The organism is Micropepsis pineolensis (genome assembly GCF_055392125.1).
This window is the reverse complement of record NZ_AP042408.1, coordinates 902,747-920,955: the sequence shown is the minus strand read 5'-3', so window position 1 is coordinate 920,955 and position 18,209 is coordinate 902,747. Positions and strand designations below refer to the sequence as shown.

The window sequence follows — 18,209 nt, the reverse complement described above, 5'->3', positions numbered from 1 at the left end:
CAGGCCTTCATACACGATCAGCCCGCGGCTTCCACCTTACGTATCGGCGCATACACTTCTGTCAGCAAATCTTCTGGTGACGTTTTGCGTGGATTGTTGAGATAGAATTCCAGCGTTGGGCCATCGCGTTTTTCGTAGCCTGAATCCGGCAGCCACTGCCCGTAGAGCGCCGCATAAACCTTGCCGACGTCGTTATACGGCCCCTTGTGCATCAGGGTGGCGTAATCGCCACCCTCGAACATTCTGGCGCGGATACCCTTGCCGGGCCGGGAATTGGAGCTGATTTTCACACAGGCGTCGTAGCGAATTTTCGCCGGATCGGTCACCGCCGGGTCATCATAGGCGATGCCGAAACATCTCGGATTACGCCCACTAAAAAGTATGCGGACGAAAAACGCATTATACAAAACGCCCCAGGCTTGCCAGACCTCGTCATAGGGGCCGACATGGGTGACATAAGCGATCCGCATCGGTTCAAGATGCTTGATGCAAACATCCATGACCGGCTCCGGTTGATTGCGAAAACATCCCTGACACGCATCGACGTTTCATCGTTTCGTCTATTATGTCCGCGAAACACAGTATGAAAGTTATAGGGCGAAAAACAAGCCATTCCGCCCGTTTGGCGAGCGACAAATGCTATGTCGATTTGCGTACCGGGGCGTATATTTCAGTCAGTAAATCCTCTCGAGCGGTTTTCCGGGGATCGTTGAGATAAAATTCCAGCGCTGGAGCATCGCGCATTTCGTAACCAGAATGCGGTAGCCATTGACCGTAGAGTGCCGCATACATTTTACCGACCTCATTATACGGTCCTTTGTGAACAGTGACGGCGTAATCACCACCGTCAAGCGTTCTGGCACCGACACCCTTACCGGGGCGGTATTTTTCACTGACTTTAACGCAGGCGTCGTAGCGAATTTTCGCCGGGTCGGTAACATCCGGATCATCATAGACGATGCCGAAACACTTAGGCTTACGTCCACCGATCAGCATACGGAAGAACAAGGCTTTATAGAGAGCCCCCCAGGCCTGACCGACCTCATCGTAAGGGCCGACGTGGGAGACATATGCAATCCGCACAGGATCAATATGCTTGATGGAAACGTCCATAACGGGTTCCTTTTGGCTGAGAAGATGCGAAACAACACCGCATTTCTCATAATGGACGCCTGACGGAGCCTCGATGCCTGTGCCACCGGCCTGCGTGCGATAGGCACTGGGGCTAAGCCCGAATGCCGCCCGGAAAGCACGCGTGAATGCCTCGTGACTTTCGTAACCGGCATCAAAGGCAATGTTCGTCACCGGCACAGCATCAGAAGCGAGCTGAAGCGCCGCCCTCTCCAGTCTGAGACGGCGGACATACTCTTTCAGTGTTTCGCCCATCATGCCCGTAAACACACGATGAAAGTGATACGGGGAAAAACAAGCCATCTTCGCCAATTCGTCCAAAGGTAAAGTGTTGTCGAGATGCGTACCGATATAGTTAAGTACAACCAGCAGGCGTCGTTCATACGAGACGAATGTCTTGTCTTTCATGGCCACGACCTTAGGACAGAGCGATCAGGACGCGCTTGATCGTTTTTGCGCAAAACGCTTCTTCAGTTTAAAATTACGGGGCAGGAACCGTGCTTTGCGTGAACGGATTAAACCGCATTTCAGCCAGCGCTGCCCAGGCAGTAGCACCCAGATGGGGAATGGGGAAAAACTCGCGCCGCACCGAAGGATCAGCGGCAAGCTGAAAACCGGTGGCAAGATTTTTATCGGCGGCCCGATAGAAGCCCGCCCGGTCGTGGCGCTTCTCGACCGCCGTCAGTAACCGGCGATAGGCGACCATATTCCCCGCATTGGCCATGAACAGCGCCGCCTGCGCGGTGCCTTCGGTCCACACCCCCCTGGCCGCACCATAGGCATAGCCATCCAGCGCCGCAAAGCGGTGCACATCGGCCCGGTGCGCCCCGGCAATGGCCAGAACCGGCCAGAGCTGGGCATCCAGCGCCGGGGTTATGTCGCGCTTCTTCTGATCGCTACCCGCATCATACCGCTTAAGGGCCGGGTTCCACATTGCCGCCACGAAACCTTCGGCCCGGCGGCTGGCGACCTGCCATCTGGCATCACCGGTACGCAGAGCAAGCAACCGGAAAGCCGCGGCCAGATCGGTATTATGCTCGACCGATTTCCAGGTCAGTTTCTGCGGGGTGGGCTCGAAGCCCTGAAAACCGCCGGTAAAGCCTTCGCCATCCCAGCGCTCGGCCAGCCAGCCCGCCAGCCGTTCCGCACCCTGCAGGTAGCGCCGGTCACCGCGTTTACTTTCGGCCCCCGCGCAGTCGAGCGCCAGTAACGCCAGCATGGCCCAGGCCAGATTACCGCTGTCGGATGCGGTCTGATAGCCATCCTCGACCCACTTGTTCTGGCCTTTGTCCCACCAGCCCGACGGCTTTACCGGCCCCGGGGCTACCCCCCCGGCAGCATAGGCGTTGCGCAGGCGACCATCATGCCAGAAGGGGTCACGCTCCAGCGCCGCCAGCAGCCCATCACCGATCCGGCGCGCCGCATCCGGTGCGCCGCACCCCTTTAGTGCAATCACCGCCGCCGCATTATCATAGAGAAAAGCCGTATCTTGCAGCGGGCCATCCTTCACCGTGGGATAGCTGGCCAGAAACAGTGGCCCAGCCCCCGGCACCGCCGCTGCCGCACGCTCCAGATCGGCACAGGCAGGCTGTAGCGGCGCCGCAGCCGCCGCCCCTGCGATTCCGCCGCAGATTGCCAGCACGACCACAGCCACTGCCAGCACGCGCCCGGCGCCAGGGTATCTCATTGCTGCCAATAGATTTTCTCCTGTTTGGCAGATTATAGCACGAACGAATACGGCCATCAGCCCCGCTTCACCCTTAAAACTGCGACCGCGTCGACCTTGACTCAAATAGGGTTTTATGAGATTTGAAAATGAGAACCCTTCTCAAAAGGCGTGCAGATTATGAAAGGTGATTTTCCGGTGGAAGTATCCGTCTCCAGCAAGCCGCTCGGCAAGGCTGAAAGGGGCTTTCACGGCAGGATCGCTGCGGTCATGCCCATCGCGGGCAGCACTAGCCTGCCGCCGGAAGAACTGGAACGCCGCCTGATCGAGCTAGGCTTTGTCGAAGGCGCATCGGTGGAAATTCTGCATGAAGGCCTGATTGGCCACGACCCCATTGCCGTGCGGGTGGATGGGGCTACCATTGCCCTGCGTCGGCGCGAGGCTATGTCGATTCTGGTTCAGTAACACGCCGTGATGGATTGTAAGCGCAGATGATGGATTACACGCGCACGGGTCGCATTGCTCTGGTTGGCACCCCGAATTGCGGCAAGACCTCGTTGTTTAACGCGCTGACCGGCAGCCGCCAAAGGGTCGGCAATTACCCCGGCGTTACCGTCGAGCGTAAAACTGGCCGTTTCCGCACCCCCGAGGGGCGAATTTTCCGCGTCATCGACCTGCCCGGCACCTATTCCTTACGCGCCCGCAGCCCGGACGAAGTCATCACCCGCGATGTCGTGCTCGGTCGCATGGAAGGTCCGAACCCCGAAATACTGATGTGCGTCGCCGACGCCACCAATCTGCGTCTGGCCTTACGACTGGTGCTGGAACTAAAGCATACCGGAACACCGCTTTTGCTGGTGCTCAACATGGCCGATATCGCCAAAAAACGCGGCTTCGAAATTGACATCCCCGCCATGGAAAAGGCCCTTGGCCTGCCGGTTACCACGGCGGTGGCGGTACGTTCGGGCGGGTTGTGCGATATGCTGGCCAAGCTCGACGCCTTCTGTAACACCGAGCCCAAGAAACAGGACACCAGCTGGTCCACCCCGTCGGGGGCCGAACTGCGTACCTTGCAGCGCGAAGCCGACACCATCATCCGTGCCGCGGTTAAACACCCGCAATCACGCGATGGACTGACGGAGAAGCTCGATACCGTTCTGCTGCACCCGGTATTCGGCATGATCGCACTGTTCGTGCTGATGTTCCTGATGTTTCAGGCGGTATTCGTCTGGGCCCAACCGGCCATGGATCTGATCGATGGCGGCTTTGGCGCACTGGGCGATCTGGCCCGCCAACACCTGCCAGCCGGTCTGTTCCAAAGCTTTATCACCGACGGTATCATTGCCGGCGTCGGTTCGGTGGTGGTGTTCCTGCCGCAGATTCTGATCCTGTTTTTCTTCATCCTGCTCTTGGAAGATTTCGGCTATATGGCGCGGGCGGCCTTTTTGATGGACCGCATCATGGGCGGCGCAGGCCTGCATGGCCGTGCCTTCATTCCGCTGTTGTCGAGTTTTGCCTGCGCCATTCCCGGCATCATGGCGGCACGCGTCATCGATCAGCCACGCGACCGGTTGACCACGATTTTGGTTGCCCCGCTGATGACCTGTTCGGCGCGCATTCCGGTCTATACCCTGATCATCTCGGCCTTCATTCCGCCCAGGCTGATCTGGGGCTGGGCCAATTTACAAGGTCTGGTGATGTTCGGGCTGTATGCCGCCGGGATTATCAGTGCACTGATGGTTTCCTTCGTCGCCAAAAAATTCGTCTGGCGCGGACAACCGAGCCCCCCCTTCATGCTCGAGCTGCCCGACTACAAGCTGCCCCAGGCCAAGGGCCTGCTGCTTGGTCTGTGGCAACGCGCCAAAGCCTTCCTGACCCGCGCTGGCACGACGATTTTTGCCATCATGGTCCTGATTTGGTTTCTGGCCAGCTTCCCGGCGGCCCCGGCAGGTGCCCACGATCCGGCGATCAATTATAGCTTTGCCGCCATGCTGGGCCGCCTGTTCGAGCCACTGCTTGCACCTGTCGGCTTCAATTGGCAGATCGCCATGGCGCTGGTACCCGGGATGGCGGCACGCGAAGTGGCGGTAGCGGCACTTGGCACGGTCTATTCAATTTCAGGCACCGGCGATGGCAATGTCGCCAGCCTGCTCGCCGGACAATGGTCGCTGGCCACCGCACTGGCCTTTCTGGTCTGGTACATCTTCGCACCGCAATGTGCCTCGACCCTGGCGGTGATCCGGCGCGAAACCGGCAGTAACAAATGGATGATCGTCAGCTTCACGTACATGCTGGCGCTGGCCTACGCCGGGGCTTTCATCACCTATCATGTAGCACGCTACTTTGGGGCATAGCGCCTAACAAACTGGCGATAGCCGATTTCCTTCGGATGCGAAAAGGGGGGCACTGACCGGCTCCCCTTTTCGTCTTGGGGCAGCTGATAACCGATTGCTAAGCATGTTTATAAAGGACTGAATTTACTGTGCCAGATGTAGACAAGACCCGTTTTTTTCCGGGTTTATTTACATCCCCCTCGCAAAATTCGTTACCAACAATCTGATACCCCGCCGGAGTGAGCAGGTTGTGACTGACCGTTCTGGAGGCGTTATGAATAAGCTTTTTCGCTTACGCACCGTTACCGCCAAAGCCGGCGCACTGGTAGCAATACTCATTATCCTGAACATAGCGGCGTGCGTTGCCTTTTTGCTTGAACATTATGGTCAAATCCTTGGCGAAAAGCGGCTGTTACAGAACCTCAAAGCCGCCGAAGTGATCGTCAATCCTGATGACGAAGCCTATGGCATCCGTGATGGTAAGCTATATGTCGGCAACCATCTGCTGAACGGTGATAATTCCATTCCGGACCGCATCGGAAAGATCTTCAACGGAACGGCCTCGGTTGTTCAGGATGACGTCCGCGTCTCGACTAATGTACGCCGTGCCGATAAATCGCGTGCGCTTGGTGTAAAGCTGCAGCCCAACATCTCTGAAGCCGTACTGCGACAGGGAAAAACCTTTACTGGCAGGGTCGTCACGGCTGGGGTGCCGGTCATCGTCGCCTTTTCACCACTGAAAGATAAACAAGGCACCGTTGTTGGTGCGCTAGGGGTAGGCTTCAAGCAGGCGAAGTTCGACGAAACCCAGAACGACGCCATTATGGCGGCGGGCATTTTTACCGGGATTCTTGCTATTATTAGCGTCATCGTCGGCTTTCTTGCCTTCCGCCAGCTGCTGTCACCATTCCGTACACTGAGCGCGGTGATGGACGAGACCAAGGCAGGCAAATACAGCGAAGATATCCCCGGGACCGAGCGCGGCGATGAATTCGGGGCCTTGGCCCGGGTTATTCTCGACTTTAATCGGGCGATGAAGACCCAGCTGCGTGAGCGCGAAGCCGCCCGCGAAGCCGAGATCAAAGCCGCCGAAGAACAAAAAGCTGCCGAAGAGGAAACCAAACACCAAAGCGAACAGCTGGTGGTTTCGACCTTTGGCGCAGGACTGAAAGCGCTGGCCGTTGGCAACCTGGCCTATCGGCTGGAAGGGGAACTGCCCACGGTCTATCGCGCGCTGCAAAGTGACTTTAACAGCGCCATTTCAACCTTTGAACAAAATCAGCGTGAACGTGAGGAGGCCGCCCGGCGGCAAATCGAGACCGACCGCGCTGCCGCAAAGGCAAAAGAAGAGGCCATGCGGGCGTCTGAAACCGCCGCGATGGAGATGGTGGTATCGTCCTTCGGCAGCAGCATTAAAATGCTGGCCGCGCGCGATCTGACCCATCATGTCAATGCGGAGCTGCCCGAAGGCTATCGCGGACTGCAAAACGATTTCAACACCGCCCTGACCCAGCTGACCCAATCGATGAAAGAAATTGGCATCCGGTCTTCCGAAATTGCCCGTGGCACTAAAGAGCTGAGCGATGCCTCGCATGAGATGGCCCAGCGCACCGAACGGCAGGCGGCGACGCTGGCCGAAACCGCGGCGGCGATGGAGGAAGTCACCTCCAACGTCAGCAAGTCAGCCGAGAACGCCAATGCCGCCAGCAAATCGGCCGCCAACGCCCATAGCGGTGCCGAGCGCGGCAATGCCGTGGCCAAAAGCACCATGGATGCGATGCAGAACATCGCCAAATCTTCCGGCGAAATTACTCAGATTATCGGTGTGATCAACGAGATCGCGTTCCAGACCAACCTGCTCGCCCTCAACGCGGGTGTTGAAGCGGCGCGCGCAGGTGAAGCGGGGAAGGGCTTTGCCGTGGTTGCCACCGAAGTGCGCTCGCTGGCCGGTCGTTCTGCCGAAGCTGCCAAGGAAATCAAAACGCTGATTCTGGCCAGCGAGGCGCAGGTCGAAACCGGTGTGAAGCTGGTTGAAGAATGTGGCCAGTCCTTAGGCAGCATTCTCACCGATGTCGCCAACATCAACACGCTGATGTCGGCCATCGCCGCGGCACAGAAAGAGCAGGCCAACACACTGGGCGAGATCAACACGGCCATCGGCAATCTTGACCACACCACCCAGCAGAACGCCGCCATGTCTGAACAAAGCAACGCGGCCACCACCGCCATGGCCGACAATGCCAACAATCTGGCTGGCCTGATCGGTGCGTTTAAAACCGGGAACGGCTAAACCCGTCACGGCGTCAGTGCCTCAAGGTCACAAGTTCCAGCGGCCAAACGAAAACGGGGGGCAATGCCCCCCGTTTTCATAGCGCCATAACGCAGCATTTTATGGCATCGACGAAGCGTAAACCTCGCCATCCAGCACCACCGCAACCGCATGAACCGTAGCCGCAATGCGAACCGCCGCCTGAACCTGTTCGGCGGAAAGACCGGACTTGCGCACCACCATTTCATGACTGTCGACACAAATACTGCAGCCGTTAATTGCAGAAACTGCCAGACACCACAGCTCGAAATCGACCTTTTCAACACCGGGCTGGCCGATGATGTTCATGCGCAGCCGTGCTGGCATCGATTGATACTCGGTGTTACTGGAAAGATGGAGGAAGCGGTAATAGATGTTGTTCATACCCATGATGGCGGCTGCGGCCCGCGCGGCTTTCAGTGCCTCGTCAGAAATCAGTGGGGCGAATTCTTCGAATATCGCCGCGATGGTCTCGCCATTGCGGGCGGCCAGTGCAGCGGCCAGAAAACAGCCAGCCTTTTGCTGATCCGACAGCACCGTCTCGCCCGCCAGGGTGGACAGGTTCAGCTTCAGGTCTTTGGCATAATCCGGCAGGCGATCTTTCAAGGCATCCAGGGGCATTTCTCGCTCCATCTAGAAAAGACAACCCCCACCCTTAGAGGGGAAAGGGTGGGGGCTGCCACTGGCCTCACGGGGGGGTGAGGCGCCGCCGGATTGCTTGGAGGGGGAGACCGGCGGGTAGGAACAGGTATCAGGCGTCGATATAGGCATCCCCCTTCTGCCAGTTGCAGGGGCACAACTCATCGGTTTGCAAGGCGTCAAGCACGCGTAAAACCTCGAGCGGATTGCGCCCGACGCTCATATCGGTGACGTAGACGAAGCGGATAATGTCATCCGGATCGACCACGAAGGTGGCACGCTTGGCCACGCCCTTGTTTTTGTCGAGCACACCCAGCGCTTCGGACAGTTCGCGCTTGATATCCGACAACATCGGAAAGGGCAGATCCTTGAGATCTTTATGGTTCTGGCGCCAGGCAAGATGGACATAGTCGCTGTCGACCGAGAAGCCATAGATCACGGTATCGCGCTCGGCGAATTCGGCATTCACTTTGGCGAAACCGGCAATTTCGGTTGGGCAAACGAAAGTGAAATCCTTCGGCCAGGAAAAGAAAACCTTCCACTGATCCTTGTCGGATTCACGGGTAAATTCTTTGAACGCGGCCTTGGGGTCGCTGGAAACAACACCGGTCAACGAGAACGCCGGAAATGTATCACCTACGGTTAGCACGTTATGAAAACTCCTCCCAAAGTCGTTTAAATTTCTCAAATAAATTAGAATTATTCTAAGCTCTATTCAAGTCCAATAGACAGATTTCTGAAAAGTCCCCCTGTAGCTTCATGCAATAATTTCACGGATTTAAATGTAGGAACAATGCGCATTGTCAAAAAATGCCATTATATTAAGCCTGTCCGTTGCAAGCGGCGCTTCAAAAAGGTACCTCCCTGATTATGCAACCCGTTCTATTTCTTTCTCACGGCGCCCCAACTTTGCCATTTGATTCCTGCGCTGCGGGCGACTTCCTGCGTGCACTGGGGCACACCTTGAAAAAGCCCAAGGCGATTATCGCGGTGTCGGCCCATTGGGACACGCCCACCCCGATGCTGAACGCCCCACTGGCGAACCGCACGATTCACGATTTCTATGGCTTCCCCAAACCGCTCTATGAGCTGCGCTACGAACCGCCGGGGGCGATGGGGCTGGCAAACCAGATTGGCGACCGCCTGGCCGCTGCCGGGATTTCCGCCGCAATTGATGAAAGCCGCGGCCTGGATCACGGGGCCTGGGTGCCCCTGATGCTGATGTTTCCCAATGCCGACATTCCAGTCACCCAGCTTTCGGTGCAAAGCGGCGCGGGACCGGCCCATCACATCGCAGTCGGTCGGACACTGGCCGGTTTTCGCAAAGACAATGTCCTGATCATAGCGTCGGGCTCGCTGGTGCACAATTTGCGCGAGCTTGCCCCGCTGGGGACGGAGGAGCCGTTCTGGGTCAGCGAGTTTGCCGACTGGTTCAAATCGCGTCTGGAAGCAAACGACGAAACCGCCTTGTGCGATTACCGGCTGCTTGCCCCCTATGCCCGCCGCGCCCACCCACAGGAAGACCATATTCTTCCCCTGTTCGTCGCCTATGGCGCCGGGAACAAGGCAAAGCGTTTGCATGCCAGCACCACTTTCGGCACGCTGCGTATGGATGCCTATTCCTTTACCTGAGCGTAAAAACCGCGGCTTACCGCCGCGTGTCCGTTACTCCGTTTCCTCCGCTTAAAAGATTGGTTTGACCATGCCCAATATGCCCCCTTTATGGAAAGCCACTGTCAGCCTGACCAAGGCCGAGGCACCCGATGTTTGCGCCGCGTTTGAGCTGGCCCCCCCGGGGCCACAGGCCGTACTGGTATCGGAAGAACCGTTTAAGGATCAGGCCACCGTCGAAGCGCTCTATGCTCAGATGCCGGATGGCGATCTGTTGACCAAACTGGCGGGACATGCCGTGCATGTGGCGCTGCTACCCGATGTCGACTGGATCAAACTGTCCCAGCAGGGCCTGCCGCCGGTGCGCGCCGGACGCTTCTTTGTTTATGGCGCCCATGATGCCGGCAAAGTGCCAAGCGGCGTCATCCCCTTGCAGATTGAAGCCGGCATGGCCTTCGGCACCGGCCATCACGAAACCACCGCGCTGTGCCTCAAAACGCTGGACGATCTGGCCAAGCACCGCCGTTACAGCAAAATGCTCGATCTGGGCTGTGGCACGGCCCTTCTGGCCATCGGCGCCGCCAAGTTGTGGCGCCAGCCGGTGCTGGCTTCCGATATCGACCCCGAAGCCATTGTGGTGGCCCGCGAAAATGCCACGATCAACAAGGCCGGTCCGCTGGTCTCGGCACTGGTCGCAGATGGCCTGACCCATCCGCGCCTCAAAGACGCCGCCCCGTTCGACCTGATCATCGCCAATATTCTGGCAGGCCCCCTGACGCACATGGCGGGCGACATTGCCCACGCCTTGCAGCCGGGCGGCACACTGGTACTGTCTGGTCTGCTGGAATGGCAGGAGAAGTTGGTGCTCAGTTATTATCTGTCTTATGGGCTGAAGCTTGTCGCCACCCGGCGCGAGCATCATTGGTCGGCGCTGACGCTGGAGCGGCCCCATACGCTAAGGCCCGATCCCGCCAGAAAGGCTTGAAAACATGAACAGTTACACCCCGTTGCAAAGCTTTGCAGAGGTCAGCGATTCTTCCGAGGTCGCCCCCCATCTGGCCCTTTTACGGGCCGAACTCGCAAGGCGTGGTCTGGATGGCTTTCTGATCCCCCGCGCTGACGAGCATCAGGGTGAATATGTTCCCGCCGCAACCCGGCGCCTGGCCTGGCTGACGGCCTTCACCGGTTCGGCGGGCATGGCGGTGGTACTGAAAAACCGGGCCGCAGCCTTTGTCGATGGCCGCTATACCTTGCAGCTCAAAGCCCAGACCGACAGCACACAGTTTGAGCAGCATGATCTGTTACCTGACGGGCCAGCGCAGTGGATCGCCAGCCATGGCCAAAATGCCCGCATCGGCTTTGATCCCTGGCTGCACACCCCCAATGCTATCACGTCGCTGCGCAAGGCAGCGGCACGCGCCGGTGCCGAGCTCATAGCCTGTGACACCAACCCAATTGATGCGGTATGGACCGACCGGCCCGCGCCGCCGACAGCACCGGCCCAGTTGCATGAATTTGCCCTGTCGGGCGAGGAATCTGCCGACAAGTGCCACCGACTGGGCGCTGCACTGAAAACGCTGGGGATTGACGCAGCGGTACTGACCGCACCGGATTCAATCTGCTGGCTGTTCAATGTGCGCGGCGGCGATGTGCCCTACACCCCGTTCGTGCTGTCTTTCGCCATTCTGCATGCCGATGGCAGCGCCGACTGGTTTGTCGATCCACGAAAACTGTCCGATGCCGTGCGCACAGCGTTGGGCACCACGATCCGCATTCATGCCCCGGATCGCTTTCTGCCGTCACTGGCGAATTTCGGTGGCAAGATGGTGCTGGCCGATCCTGCCAGTGCTGCCGCTATCATCTTCGTCCGGCTGGAAGAAGCCGGGGCTACGTTGGTGATGGGGGCCGACCCCTGCCAATTACCCAAAGCTTGCAAGAACGCCATCGAGCTGGAAGGCATGCGCAAAGCCCATCGCCGTGACGGCGCCGCGGTGGCCAATTTCTTTGCCTGGTTCGCCCGCGAAGCCGCCAAGGGCGAGCTGACCGAGATTTCTGCGGCAGAGAAACTCGAAGCCTTCCGCCATGACACTGGCGTGCTGGCCGATCTGTCGTTTGATTCGATCTCGGCCACCGGCGCCCATGCCGCCTTGCCCCATTACCATGTCACCTATGCCTCGAACGCCGCGATCAAACCGGGCAATGTCTATCTGATCGATTCAGGGGCGCAGTATCGTGACGGCACCACCGACATCACCCGCACCGTCATCGTTGGCGATGCCACAGCGGTGATGAAGGACTGCTTCACCCGCGTGCTTAAAGGTCATATCGCACTGGCCACGGCACGTTTTCCGGCCGGAACCTGCGGCAGCGCACTCGACACACTGGCGCGTCGCCCCTTGTGGGAAGCGGGTCTTGATTTCGATCACGGCACCGGCCATGGCGTTGGCAGTTATCTGTCGGTGCATGAGGGCCCGCAGCGCATCGCCAAGGCACCGAACACACAGGCGCTGCTGCCCGGCATGGTGGTCTCGAACGAGCCGGGCTATTACCGCGCCGGGGCGTTCGGCATCCGTACCGAAAATCTGCTGGCAGTACGCAAAGCCAGCGGTGATTTCGAACGCGAGGTACTGGAGTTTGAAACCCTGACGCTATGCCCGATCGACATTCGCCTGATCGACATCGCCATGCTGACCAAGCCGGAGCGGGCCTGGCTCAACGCCTATCACGCCCGCGTGCGCGAAGAACTGGAAGATCTGGTGGCCGAAGAGACCAAACCCTGGCTCATCGCCGCCACGCAGGCGATCTGACAAAAACCATCCGCGTCATAAAAAAACACCCGCTATAAGCGGGTGTTTTTCTATCTAGGGCAGATCCAGACCTGGCACGCGGTGGCGTTACTGGGCCGGCCCCTGGCTCGCGCGCACCAGATCGTCGGGGCGCAACCATTTTTTAAAGGCCGTCTGCACTTCGGCGGGCGTCAGTGCCGCAATCCGGTCGGCGGCATGGTCCGGTTCATTGTAGGGCAGACCAAGATTGAAGCGGCTGAGATAACCATCAGCAATGCCATCCAGACTGGCCTGATCCAGCGGCAACTGACGCAGGATATAGGCCTTGGCGGTGCGTAAAGTATCATCCGGCACCGGGGTATCCTGCATCGCCTTGATATCGCGGATAACTATTGCGTTGGCCTTGCCAACATTGTCGGGATCGCTGCCATAATGCACGACATAGCTGGCCCGGTTACGCGCCGCCGACAGATAGGAACTGACGGTATAGACCAGACCGGTGTTGACCCGAAGATCGTTATAGAGCCGGGCCGAGAAGATACCGCCACCCAGCACGGCATTACCAAGCTGCAGGGCGTAATAATCCGGATTGGTGCGCTGCAGGCTGAGGGTCTGGGCCAGAGTGACATCGTTCTGCACCCGGCTCGGGTTTGGCACAGTGAAGGACGAGGCGTGATTATCCGGCACCGCTGGCAAATCGACCACGGGCTTGGGCCCCTCGGCCCGCCAGCCGCCGAAATATTTTTCGACAATGCTGCGGGCCTTGACCGGGGTGATATCGCCAATCACCACGATGGCGGTCATATCCGGGCGCATGACGGCGCGGTAGTAATTGACCAGATCCTGCCGTTCGAGCGCCGATAACGTCGCCCCGGTTGTTTCGCGCAATGACGGATCATCCTTGGGATAAAGCGCCATATTAAGGGTGCGGGACGTCAGGTAATCCGGGCTTTGGCGGCTACTTTCGACAAACTGGGCATATTGCGGCTCCAGCGCCTTGATCACGCTGTCCGGAAAAGCCGGATGAAGCTGATTGTCGGCCAGCAGCGCCACCGCACGGTCAAAATCCTTTGGCATGGCGCGGGCCGAGAATCCCAGACCTGCATGCACCGAGGCCCCGATCTGATCGACTTCACGCTGGAACGCCAGCCGGTCGAGGCTGTCGGTACCATAGCTCATCAGCGCACCACTCAGCATGGTGACGCCATCTTTACCCTTGGGCTCCTGTAACGCGGAATTGTGGCGCACCACGCCATACAGCGCGACGGTCTTGCTGCTGGCCACCGGCTGCACGATCAGGGTCAGCCCGTTGGGCAGCGTCGAGACATGGGGCTGAAGGTTGAGCTTGGGCACATCCAGCCGCGTCATCGCCTTAGCTGCCCAGTGTGGCAGGCTGACCGGGCCGGATTCGCCCAGTGCAATGGTTTCACCGCCCGCACCGGCCCCACCCGAGGACGGCTTGGTCCCCGGCTTGGGCACCAGCACCACCGAAATCGCCTTGCTTACGTCGAGATGTGCCGCCGCCACCCGGTTCACATCGGTGGGGCTGACCTTCTCCAGACGGACCAGATCTTCATCCGGCGAGGGCAGACCATCCAGCGCCACCGCATCGGCCCAATCCGAGGCCATATCCTCGATCGAGTTGCTGCGCTGCGCTGCGCCACGCTTTTCCTGTAATTTGGCCGCCGCCACCAGATCCGCCGGCACGCCATCCTTAACGGTTTTGGCCAGCACGGCGCGGATCTCTGCTTCGACCGCCTTTGGATCGGTCCCCGCCGGTACCGCCGCACCAATCAAGGCCAGACCGGCCTGCGACAGTGGCATATATTCGTAAAACGTCGCCAGCGCCTTGCCCGAGGCCACCATGTCATACAGGGCAAAGCGGTGGCTTTGCATCACATCGGCCAGCAGCGACAAGGCCGGATAATCGGCATCGTGCAGACCCGGCACCCGCATGGCGAGATAGACCAGGGTATAGGGCTGATCGGATTCCACCGTAAAGCTGGCAGGCGTCACCGGCTGCAACGCGATCGCCGGACGCACCGGCAAGGGCTTGGCCGGCAAAGCACCAAAAATCGCTTCGATTTTCTTCAGCGCTGCCCGGGGTTCGACATCCCCCACCACCAGTAAAATAGCATTGTTGGGTGCATACCATTCGTCGTGGAATTTCTGCAGCACCGCCGCATCGGTTTTATCAAAGCTTTCGCGGGTGCCCAGTGCGGTATGGGCGTACGGGGTTCCGGCGAACAGTCTGGCGCGGACCTCCTCATAGACTTTATAATCCGGCGAAGACATGTCGCGTGAGACTTCCTGCTCGATCGCGCCACGTTCCTTTTTCCAGTCATCCGGACTGGCGTTGATCGCCTTCATCCGGGCCGCTTCGACATGCAGAGCGACATCGAGATCTTCGGCCGGGACCGTGTAATAATATTGCGTCAGATGTTCGCGCGTGTTGGCGTTGTAATGGCCGCCCATCATGCTGCCGATATTGGACAGCTGCTGCGCCGAGAGCCCCGGACTGCCACGGAACATCATATGTTCCAGCGCATGGGCCGTGCCGGGCAAACCAGCCGGGGACTGTACCGAGCCAACCAGATAATTCACCGATGTCGTGACCACCGGGGCGAGCGGATTACGCACGATCACCACTTTGAGACCATTGGCCAGCGTGGCGCGCAAAACGCCATCGTGCAGCACCGGCGACGAAGCCATCGGGGCCTCGTGGGCGGGGGCATCTGCGGCATGAACGGGCCAAAGCGGAGCAGCGCAGAAGAGCCCCATCAGTATCAGGGCTGCAAAGCGGTTCCACTGGCACGCATGTCTCATCACGGTTCATCCTCGCTGGAGTTCGGAACTTAAAAACCTAGCACAGCGCTATTGTAAAGGGGAGAGGTAAACGTTCTTAACTGCATTACCTCTTGGCCAGAAACAGCTTTCCGATAAGGTTTAAACATTCCTAAAACAGTACGGAAATGGCGAAAAACAGGCCTGTTCTGCGCCATTCGTCACAATTGCTGCACCAAGCTTAAGATCAAACCCGGCCGCGCGCCAAGACTTTTAGCGGCGGCTTCAGCGGCCAAAAGCCTGCCCAGCGGAATGCGACACGTCAAAACGCTGCGCAACACGACAGGAAAACATACGGGCAGTTATTGCGCCTCATTAGCGAAAATTCGCATCGCAGCATAGGCAGTGTACGTATCATTTTTTACGCACGATCCTTGCGCACTAAGCAACACCCACGCACGGATCGTACCGCGCCGTCATTTCACCGTCACAAAACGCCCCAAACTGACAGCGCTGTTGTTGCGACTTGTGCGCAAAACGAAAAATAACATAGTAGCAGCAAGCACTTTATTGCATCGCAACAGTGTTGCTGCAGGCGCGCAGATACAACTACTCTCTAAGCGGATGATCGCGCACTCAAACGTGCAGACAAAATACCGCAATTATGCAGATGGGGGCAGATTTTTTAGCGCCATAGTCTATAATAACATCATAGTTTGGTGATCCGGCGCGTTCGTAGCAAAGTGTGGAAAACACGCTTTATCCGTAGTCGGAATGTTGCGCTGTCCATTGCACCCGACGTGCAGACGTAAGGGAGATGTCATGTGTCCGCCGAACGGATACTCATGTCCTCGAGCCATCCGGCTTACCAGGACAAATCGTCAAGGCGGACGTTGCACAAAAACGAAAAGTTTTTACATAGGCATCTGTCCAGTACCGCCCGCAGACGGTACGCAACGACTTTAGATGCAGGCACGTACGTCACGCTTGTGCCGCTACAGGATACAAGCGCAAGGGTTAATCGGCTTGTGCAGGCCCAATTTTGATCATTGCGGACGCTTTTGTTCGCCCGCTCTAACAATAGGAGAGAGCATGCTTCAAATTCGCTTTCACGGCAGAGGAGGACAGGGCGTTGTCACCGCGGCAGAGATGTTGTCGGTAGCCGCCTTCCTTGAGGGCAAACATGCCGCCGCGTTCCCCAGCTTTGGCTCGGAACGTATGGGTGCTCCGGTGATGTCGTTCTGCCGGATCGATGACAAGGAAATTCGTCTGCGCGAACCAGTGCTCGACCCGGATGTGTTGATTATCCAGGACCCCACCCTGTTCCGCGTTATCAATGTATTTGAAGGCTTAAAGCCTGATGGCTATGTCCTGATCAACAGTGGAAAAAGCATTGCAGAACTGGGGCTGACCAAAGCGGTTTCACAGCTGCCCAAGGGCCATATCTGCCTGGTGCCAGCCACAGAAATCGCCCTCCAATATGTTGGCCGCCCGTTACCCAATGCCGCCATGCTCGGCTCGTTCGCCGCGCTGACCGGCACGGTCAAGTTTGACTCGGTGGCCGCAGCCATTCGTGGCGCTTTCGCCGGCAAGATCGGTGAAAACAACGTCGCCGCCGCGCAAGCGTCTTTCGATGCCGTCAGCGGCACCGAAGTCGCCGCGTAAAAAAGGAGACAGAAATAATGTTAAAACAGGTTGAAGGTTCGGTCTCCATGGCGGAAGCCATTGCGCTCAGCCGACCAGAAGTGATCAGTGCCTACCCTATTACGCCACAGACGCATATCGTTGAAGGCCTTGGCCGTCTGGTGAAGAAGGGGGCGCTAAAAAATTGCAACTTTATGAATGTGGAATCCGAATTTGGCGCGATGAGCGCGTGTATCGGTTCCTCGATCGCAGGGGCTCGCACCTATACCGCGACGGCCTCGCAAGGCCTGCTGTTCATGGCCGAGGCGGTGTACAATGCATCGGGTCTTGGCCTGCCCATCGTCATGACGCTGGGCGTGCGCTGCATCGGCGCACCGATCAACATCTGGAATGACCATTCCGATGCCATGTCGATGCGTGATTCCGGCTGGCTGCAAATTTTCGCTGAATCCAATCAGGAAGCGCTTGATCTGCACATTCAGGCCTTCAAGATCGCCGAAGCTCTGTCGCTGCCCGTCATGGTTTGCGTCGATGGTTTCATCCTGACCCATGCGGTTGAACGTATCGATATGCCATCACAGGAACAGGTCGACGCGTTTCTGCCGCCTTTTGTGCCGGTACAGACCGCCGATCCCAAAGCCCCGATGTCGATCGGTTCGATGGTCGGCCCAGAAGCCTTCACCGAATTAAAGGTGTTGCAGAACGAAAAATACCTGCAGGCATTGAAATATATTCCCGAAGTCTCGGCCGAATATAAGGCACAGTTCGGCCATGATTCCGGTGGGCTGGTGCGCAGCTATCGCACCGAGGATGCCGACTTCGCCGTGGTGGCGATGGGTTCGGTAAACGGCACTATCAAGGACACCATTGACGAGCTGCGCGACGATGGCCTGAAAGTCGGTCTGGTCACCGTGGTGACTTATCGTCCATTCCCGGCCGAGGCGCTGCGCCAGGCGCTGAAAGGCTTTAAGCAGGTGCTGGTTATCGACCGCGCCTTTACCTACACGCAGGGCGGGTTCCTCGCAGCCGATATTGAAGTCGCGGTGCGGTCACTGCCACACCAACCGCAGGTGTTGTCGGTCGTGGCGGGGCTGGGCGGACGACCGATCACCCGCGCATCGCTGAAGGAAGTGTTCCACAAGGTCAAAAAAGCCCCCTGGCAGGGCATGCATTTCCTCGATCTCAATCAGCAGATTGTCGATGACGAGCTGGTGCATATGAACAATGTGCGCCAATCCGGTCCGATGGCAGAAAATATCATCGCCCGGATGATGAAGAACAACCCGACCGTTTAAGAGGAAGTTCGG

At 58.2% G+C, this 18,209-nt stretch carries 14 protein-coding genes; 8 read left to right on the top strand and 6 right to left on the bottom strand.

Going from position 1 to position 18,209, the window contains the following annotated elements; all coding sequences use genetic code 11:
• Positions 1–17: 17 nt before the first annotated feature.
• The 3 genes from ACZ5RI_RS04160 to ACZ5RI_RS04150 all read right to left on the bottom strand — a co-directional run bounded on the left by ACZ5RI_RS04160 (position 18) and on the right by ACZ5RI_RS04150 (position 2,818).
• Positions 18–500 (bottom strand): AraC family transcriptional regulator, encoded by a 483-nt coding sequence (locus tag ACZ5RI_RS04160; RefSeq protein WP_464514846.1) that lies wholly within the window; start codon positions 498–500, stop codon positions 18–20.
• Between the two features lie 139 nt (positions 501–639).
• Positions 640–1,539, bottom strand: a complete 900-nt coding sequence (locus ACZ5RI_RS04155; protein WP_464514845.1) for an AraC family transcriptional regulator — start codon at positions 1,537–1,539, stop codon at positions 640–642.
• A gap of 73 nt (positions 1,540–1,612) precedes the next feature.
• Positions 1,613–2,818, bottom strand: coding sequence for a hypothetical protein (locus ACZ5RI_RS04150; protein WP_464515546.1), 1,206 nt, complete (start codon positions 2,816–2,818; stop codon positions 1,613–1,615).
• Positions 2,819–2,977: 159 nt separating this feature from the next.
• On the opposite strand from ACZ5RI_RS04150, the gene ACZ5RI_RS04145 reads away from it, so the two are divergent.
• From ACZ5RI_RS04145 to ACZ5RI_RS04135, 3 genes are all read left to right on the top strand, one after another.
• The gene (locus ACZ5RI_RS04145) at positions 2,978–3,262 is read left to right on the top strand and encodes a FeoA family protein (RefSeq protein WP_464514844.1); all 285 of its coding nucleotides are present in this window, start codon (positions 2,978–2,980) and stop codon (positions 3,260–3,262) included.
• Positions 3,263–3,288: 26 nt separating this feature from the next.
• Positions 3,289–5,151 (top strand): ferrous iron transport protein B, encoded by a 1,863-nt coding sequence (gene feoB / locus ACZ5RI_RS04140; RefSeq protein ID WP_464514843.1) that lies wholly within the window; start codon positions 3,289–3,291, stop codon positions 5,149–5,151.
• A 253-nt stretch (positions 5,152–5,404) separates the two neighbouring features.
• The gene (locus tag ACZ5RI_RS04135) at positions 5,405–7,420 is read left to right on the top strand and encodes a methyl-accepting chemotaxis protein (RefSeq protein ID WP_464514842.1); all 2,016 of its coding nucleotides are present in this window, start codon (positions 5,405–5,407) and stop codon (positions 7,418–7,420) included.
• Between the two features lie 99 nt (positions 7,421–7,519).
• Here ACZ5RI_RS04135 and ahpD read toward each other — a convergent pair whose 3' ends face one another.
• Entirely contained in the window at positions 7,520–8,059 is a 540-nt protein-coding gene (gene ahpD / locus ACZ5RI_RS04130) for an alkylhydroperoxidase, AhpD family (protein ID WP_464514841.1), read from the bottom strand.
• A gap of 130 nt (positions 8,060–8,189) precedes the next feature.
• Positions 8,190–8,726, bottom strand: coding sequence for a peroxiredoxin (locus ACZ5RI_RS04125; RefSeq protein WP_464514840.1), 537 nt, complete (start codon positions 8,724–8,726; stop codon positions 8,190–8,192).
• A gap of 221 nt (positions 8,727–8,947) precedes the next feature.
• Between ACZ5RI_RS04125 and ACZ5RI_RS04120 the strand changes: the two genes are divergently transcribed.
• From ACZ5RI_RS04120 to ACZ5RI_RS04110, 3 genes are all read left to right on the top strand, one after another.
• Positions 8,948–9,709 (top strand): DODA-type extradiol aromatic ring-opening family dioxygenase, encoded by a 762-nt coding sequence (locus ACZ5RI_RS04120; protein WP_464514839.1) that lies wholly within the window; start codon positions 8,948–8,950, stop codon positions 9,707–9,709.
• 70 nt (positions 9,710–9,779) lie between these two features.
• The gene (locus ACZ5RI_RS04115) at positions 9,780–10,673 is read left to right on the top strand and encodes a 50S ribosomal protein L11 methyltransferase (protein ID WP_464514838.1); all 894 of its coding nucleotides are present in this window, start codon (positions 9,780–9,782) and stop codon (positions 10,671–10,673) included.
• Positions 10,674–10,677: 4 nt separating this feature from the next.
• On the top strand, positions 10,678–12,495 hold the full coding sequence (locus ACZ5RI_RS04110) for a M24 family metallopeptidase (RefSeq protein WP_464514837.1): 1,818 nt from the start codon (positions 10,678–10,680) through the stop codon (positions 12,493–12,495).
• Positions 12,496–12,582: 87 nt separating this feature from the next.
• On the opposite strand, the gene ACZ5RI_RS04105 is transcribed toward ACZ5RI_RS04110, so the two are convergent.
• The gene (locus ACZ5RI_RS04105; RefSeq protein WP_464514836.1) at positions 12,583–15,300 is read right to left on the bottom strand and encodes a M16 family metallopeptidase; all 2,718 of its coding nucleotides are present in this window, start codon (positions 15,298–15,300) and stop codon (positions 12,583–12,585) included.
• A gap of 1,050 nt (positions 15,301–16,350) precedes the next feature.
• On the opposite strand from ACZ5RI_RS04105, the gene ACZ5RI_RS04100 reads away from it, so the two are divergent.
• Positions 16,351–16,923 (top strand): 2-oxoacid:acceptor oxidoreductase family protein, encoded by a 573-nt coding sequence (locus ACZ5RI_RS04100; protein WP_464514835.1) that lies wholly within the window; start codon positions 16,351–16,353, stop codon positions 16,921–16,923.
• Positions 16,924–16,940: 17 nt separating this feature from the next.
• Positions 16,941–18,197 carry a pyruvate ferredoxin oxidoreductase gene (gene porA / locus ACZ5RI_RS04095; RefSeq protein ID WP_464514834.1) on the top strand — a complete coding sequence of 419 codons (1,257 nt, stop codon included), beginning with the start codon at positions 16,941–16,943 and terminating at the stop codon, positions 18,195–18,197.
• Positions 18,198–18,209 lie beyond the last annotated feature (12 nt).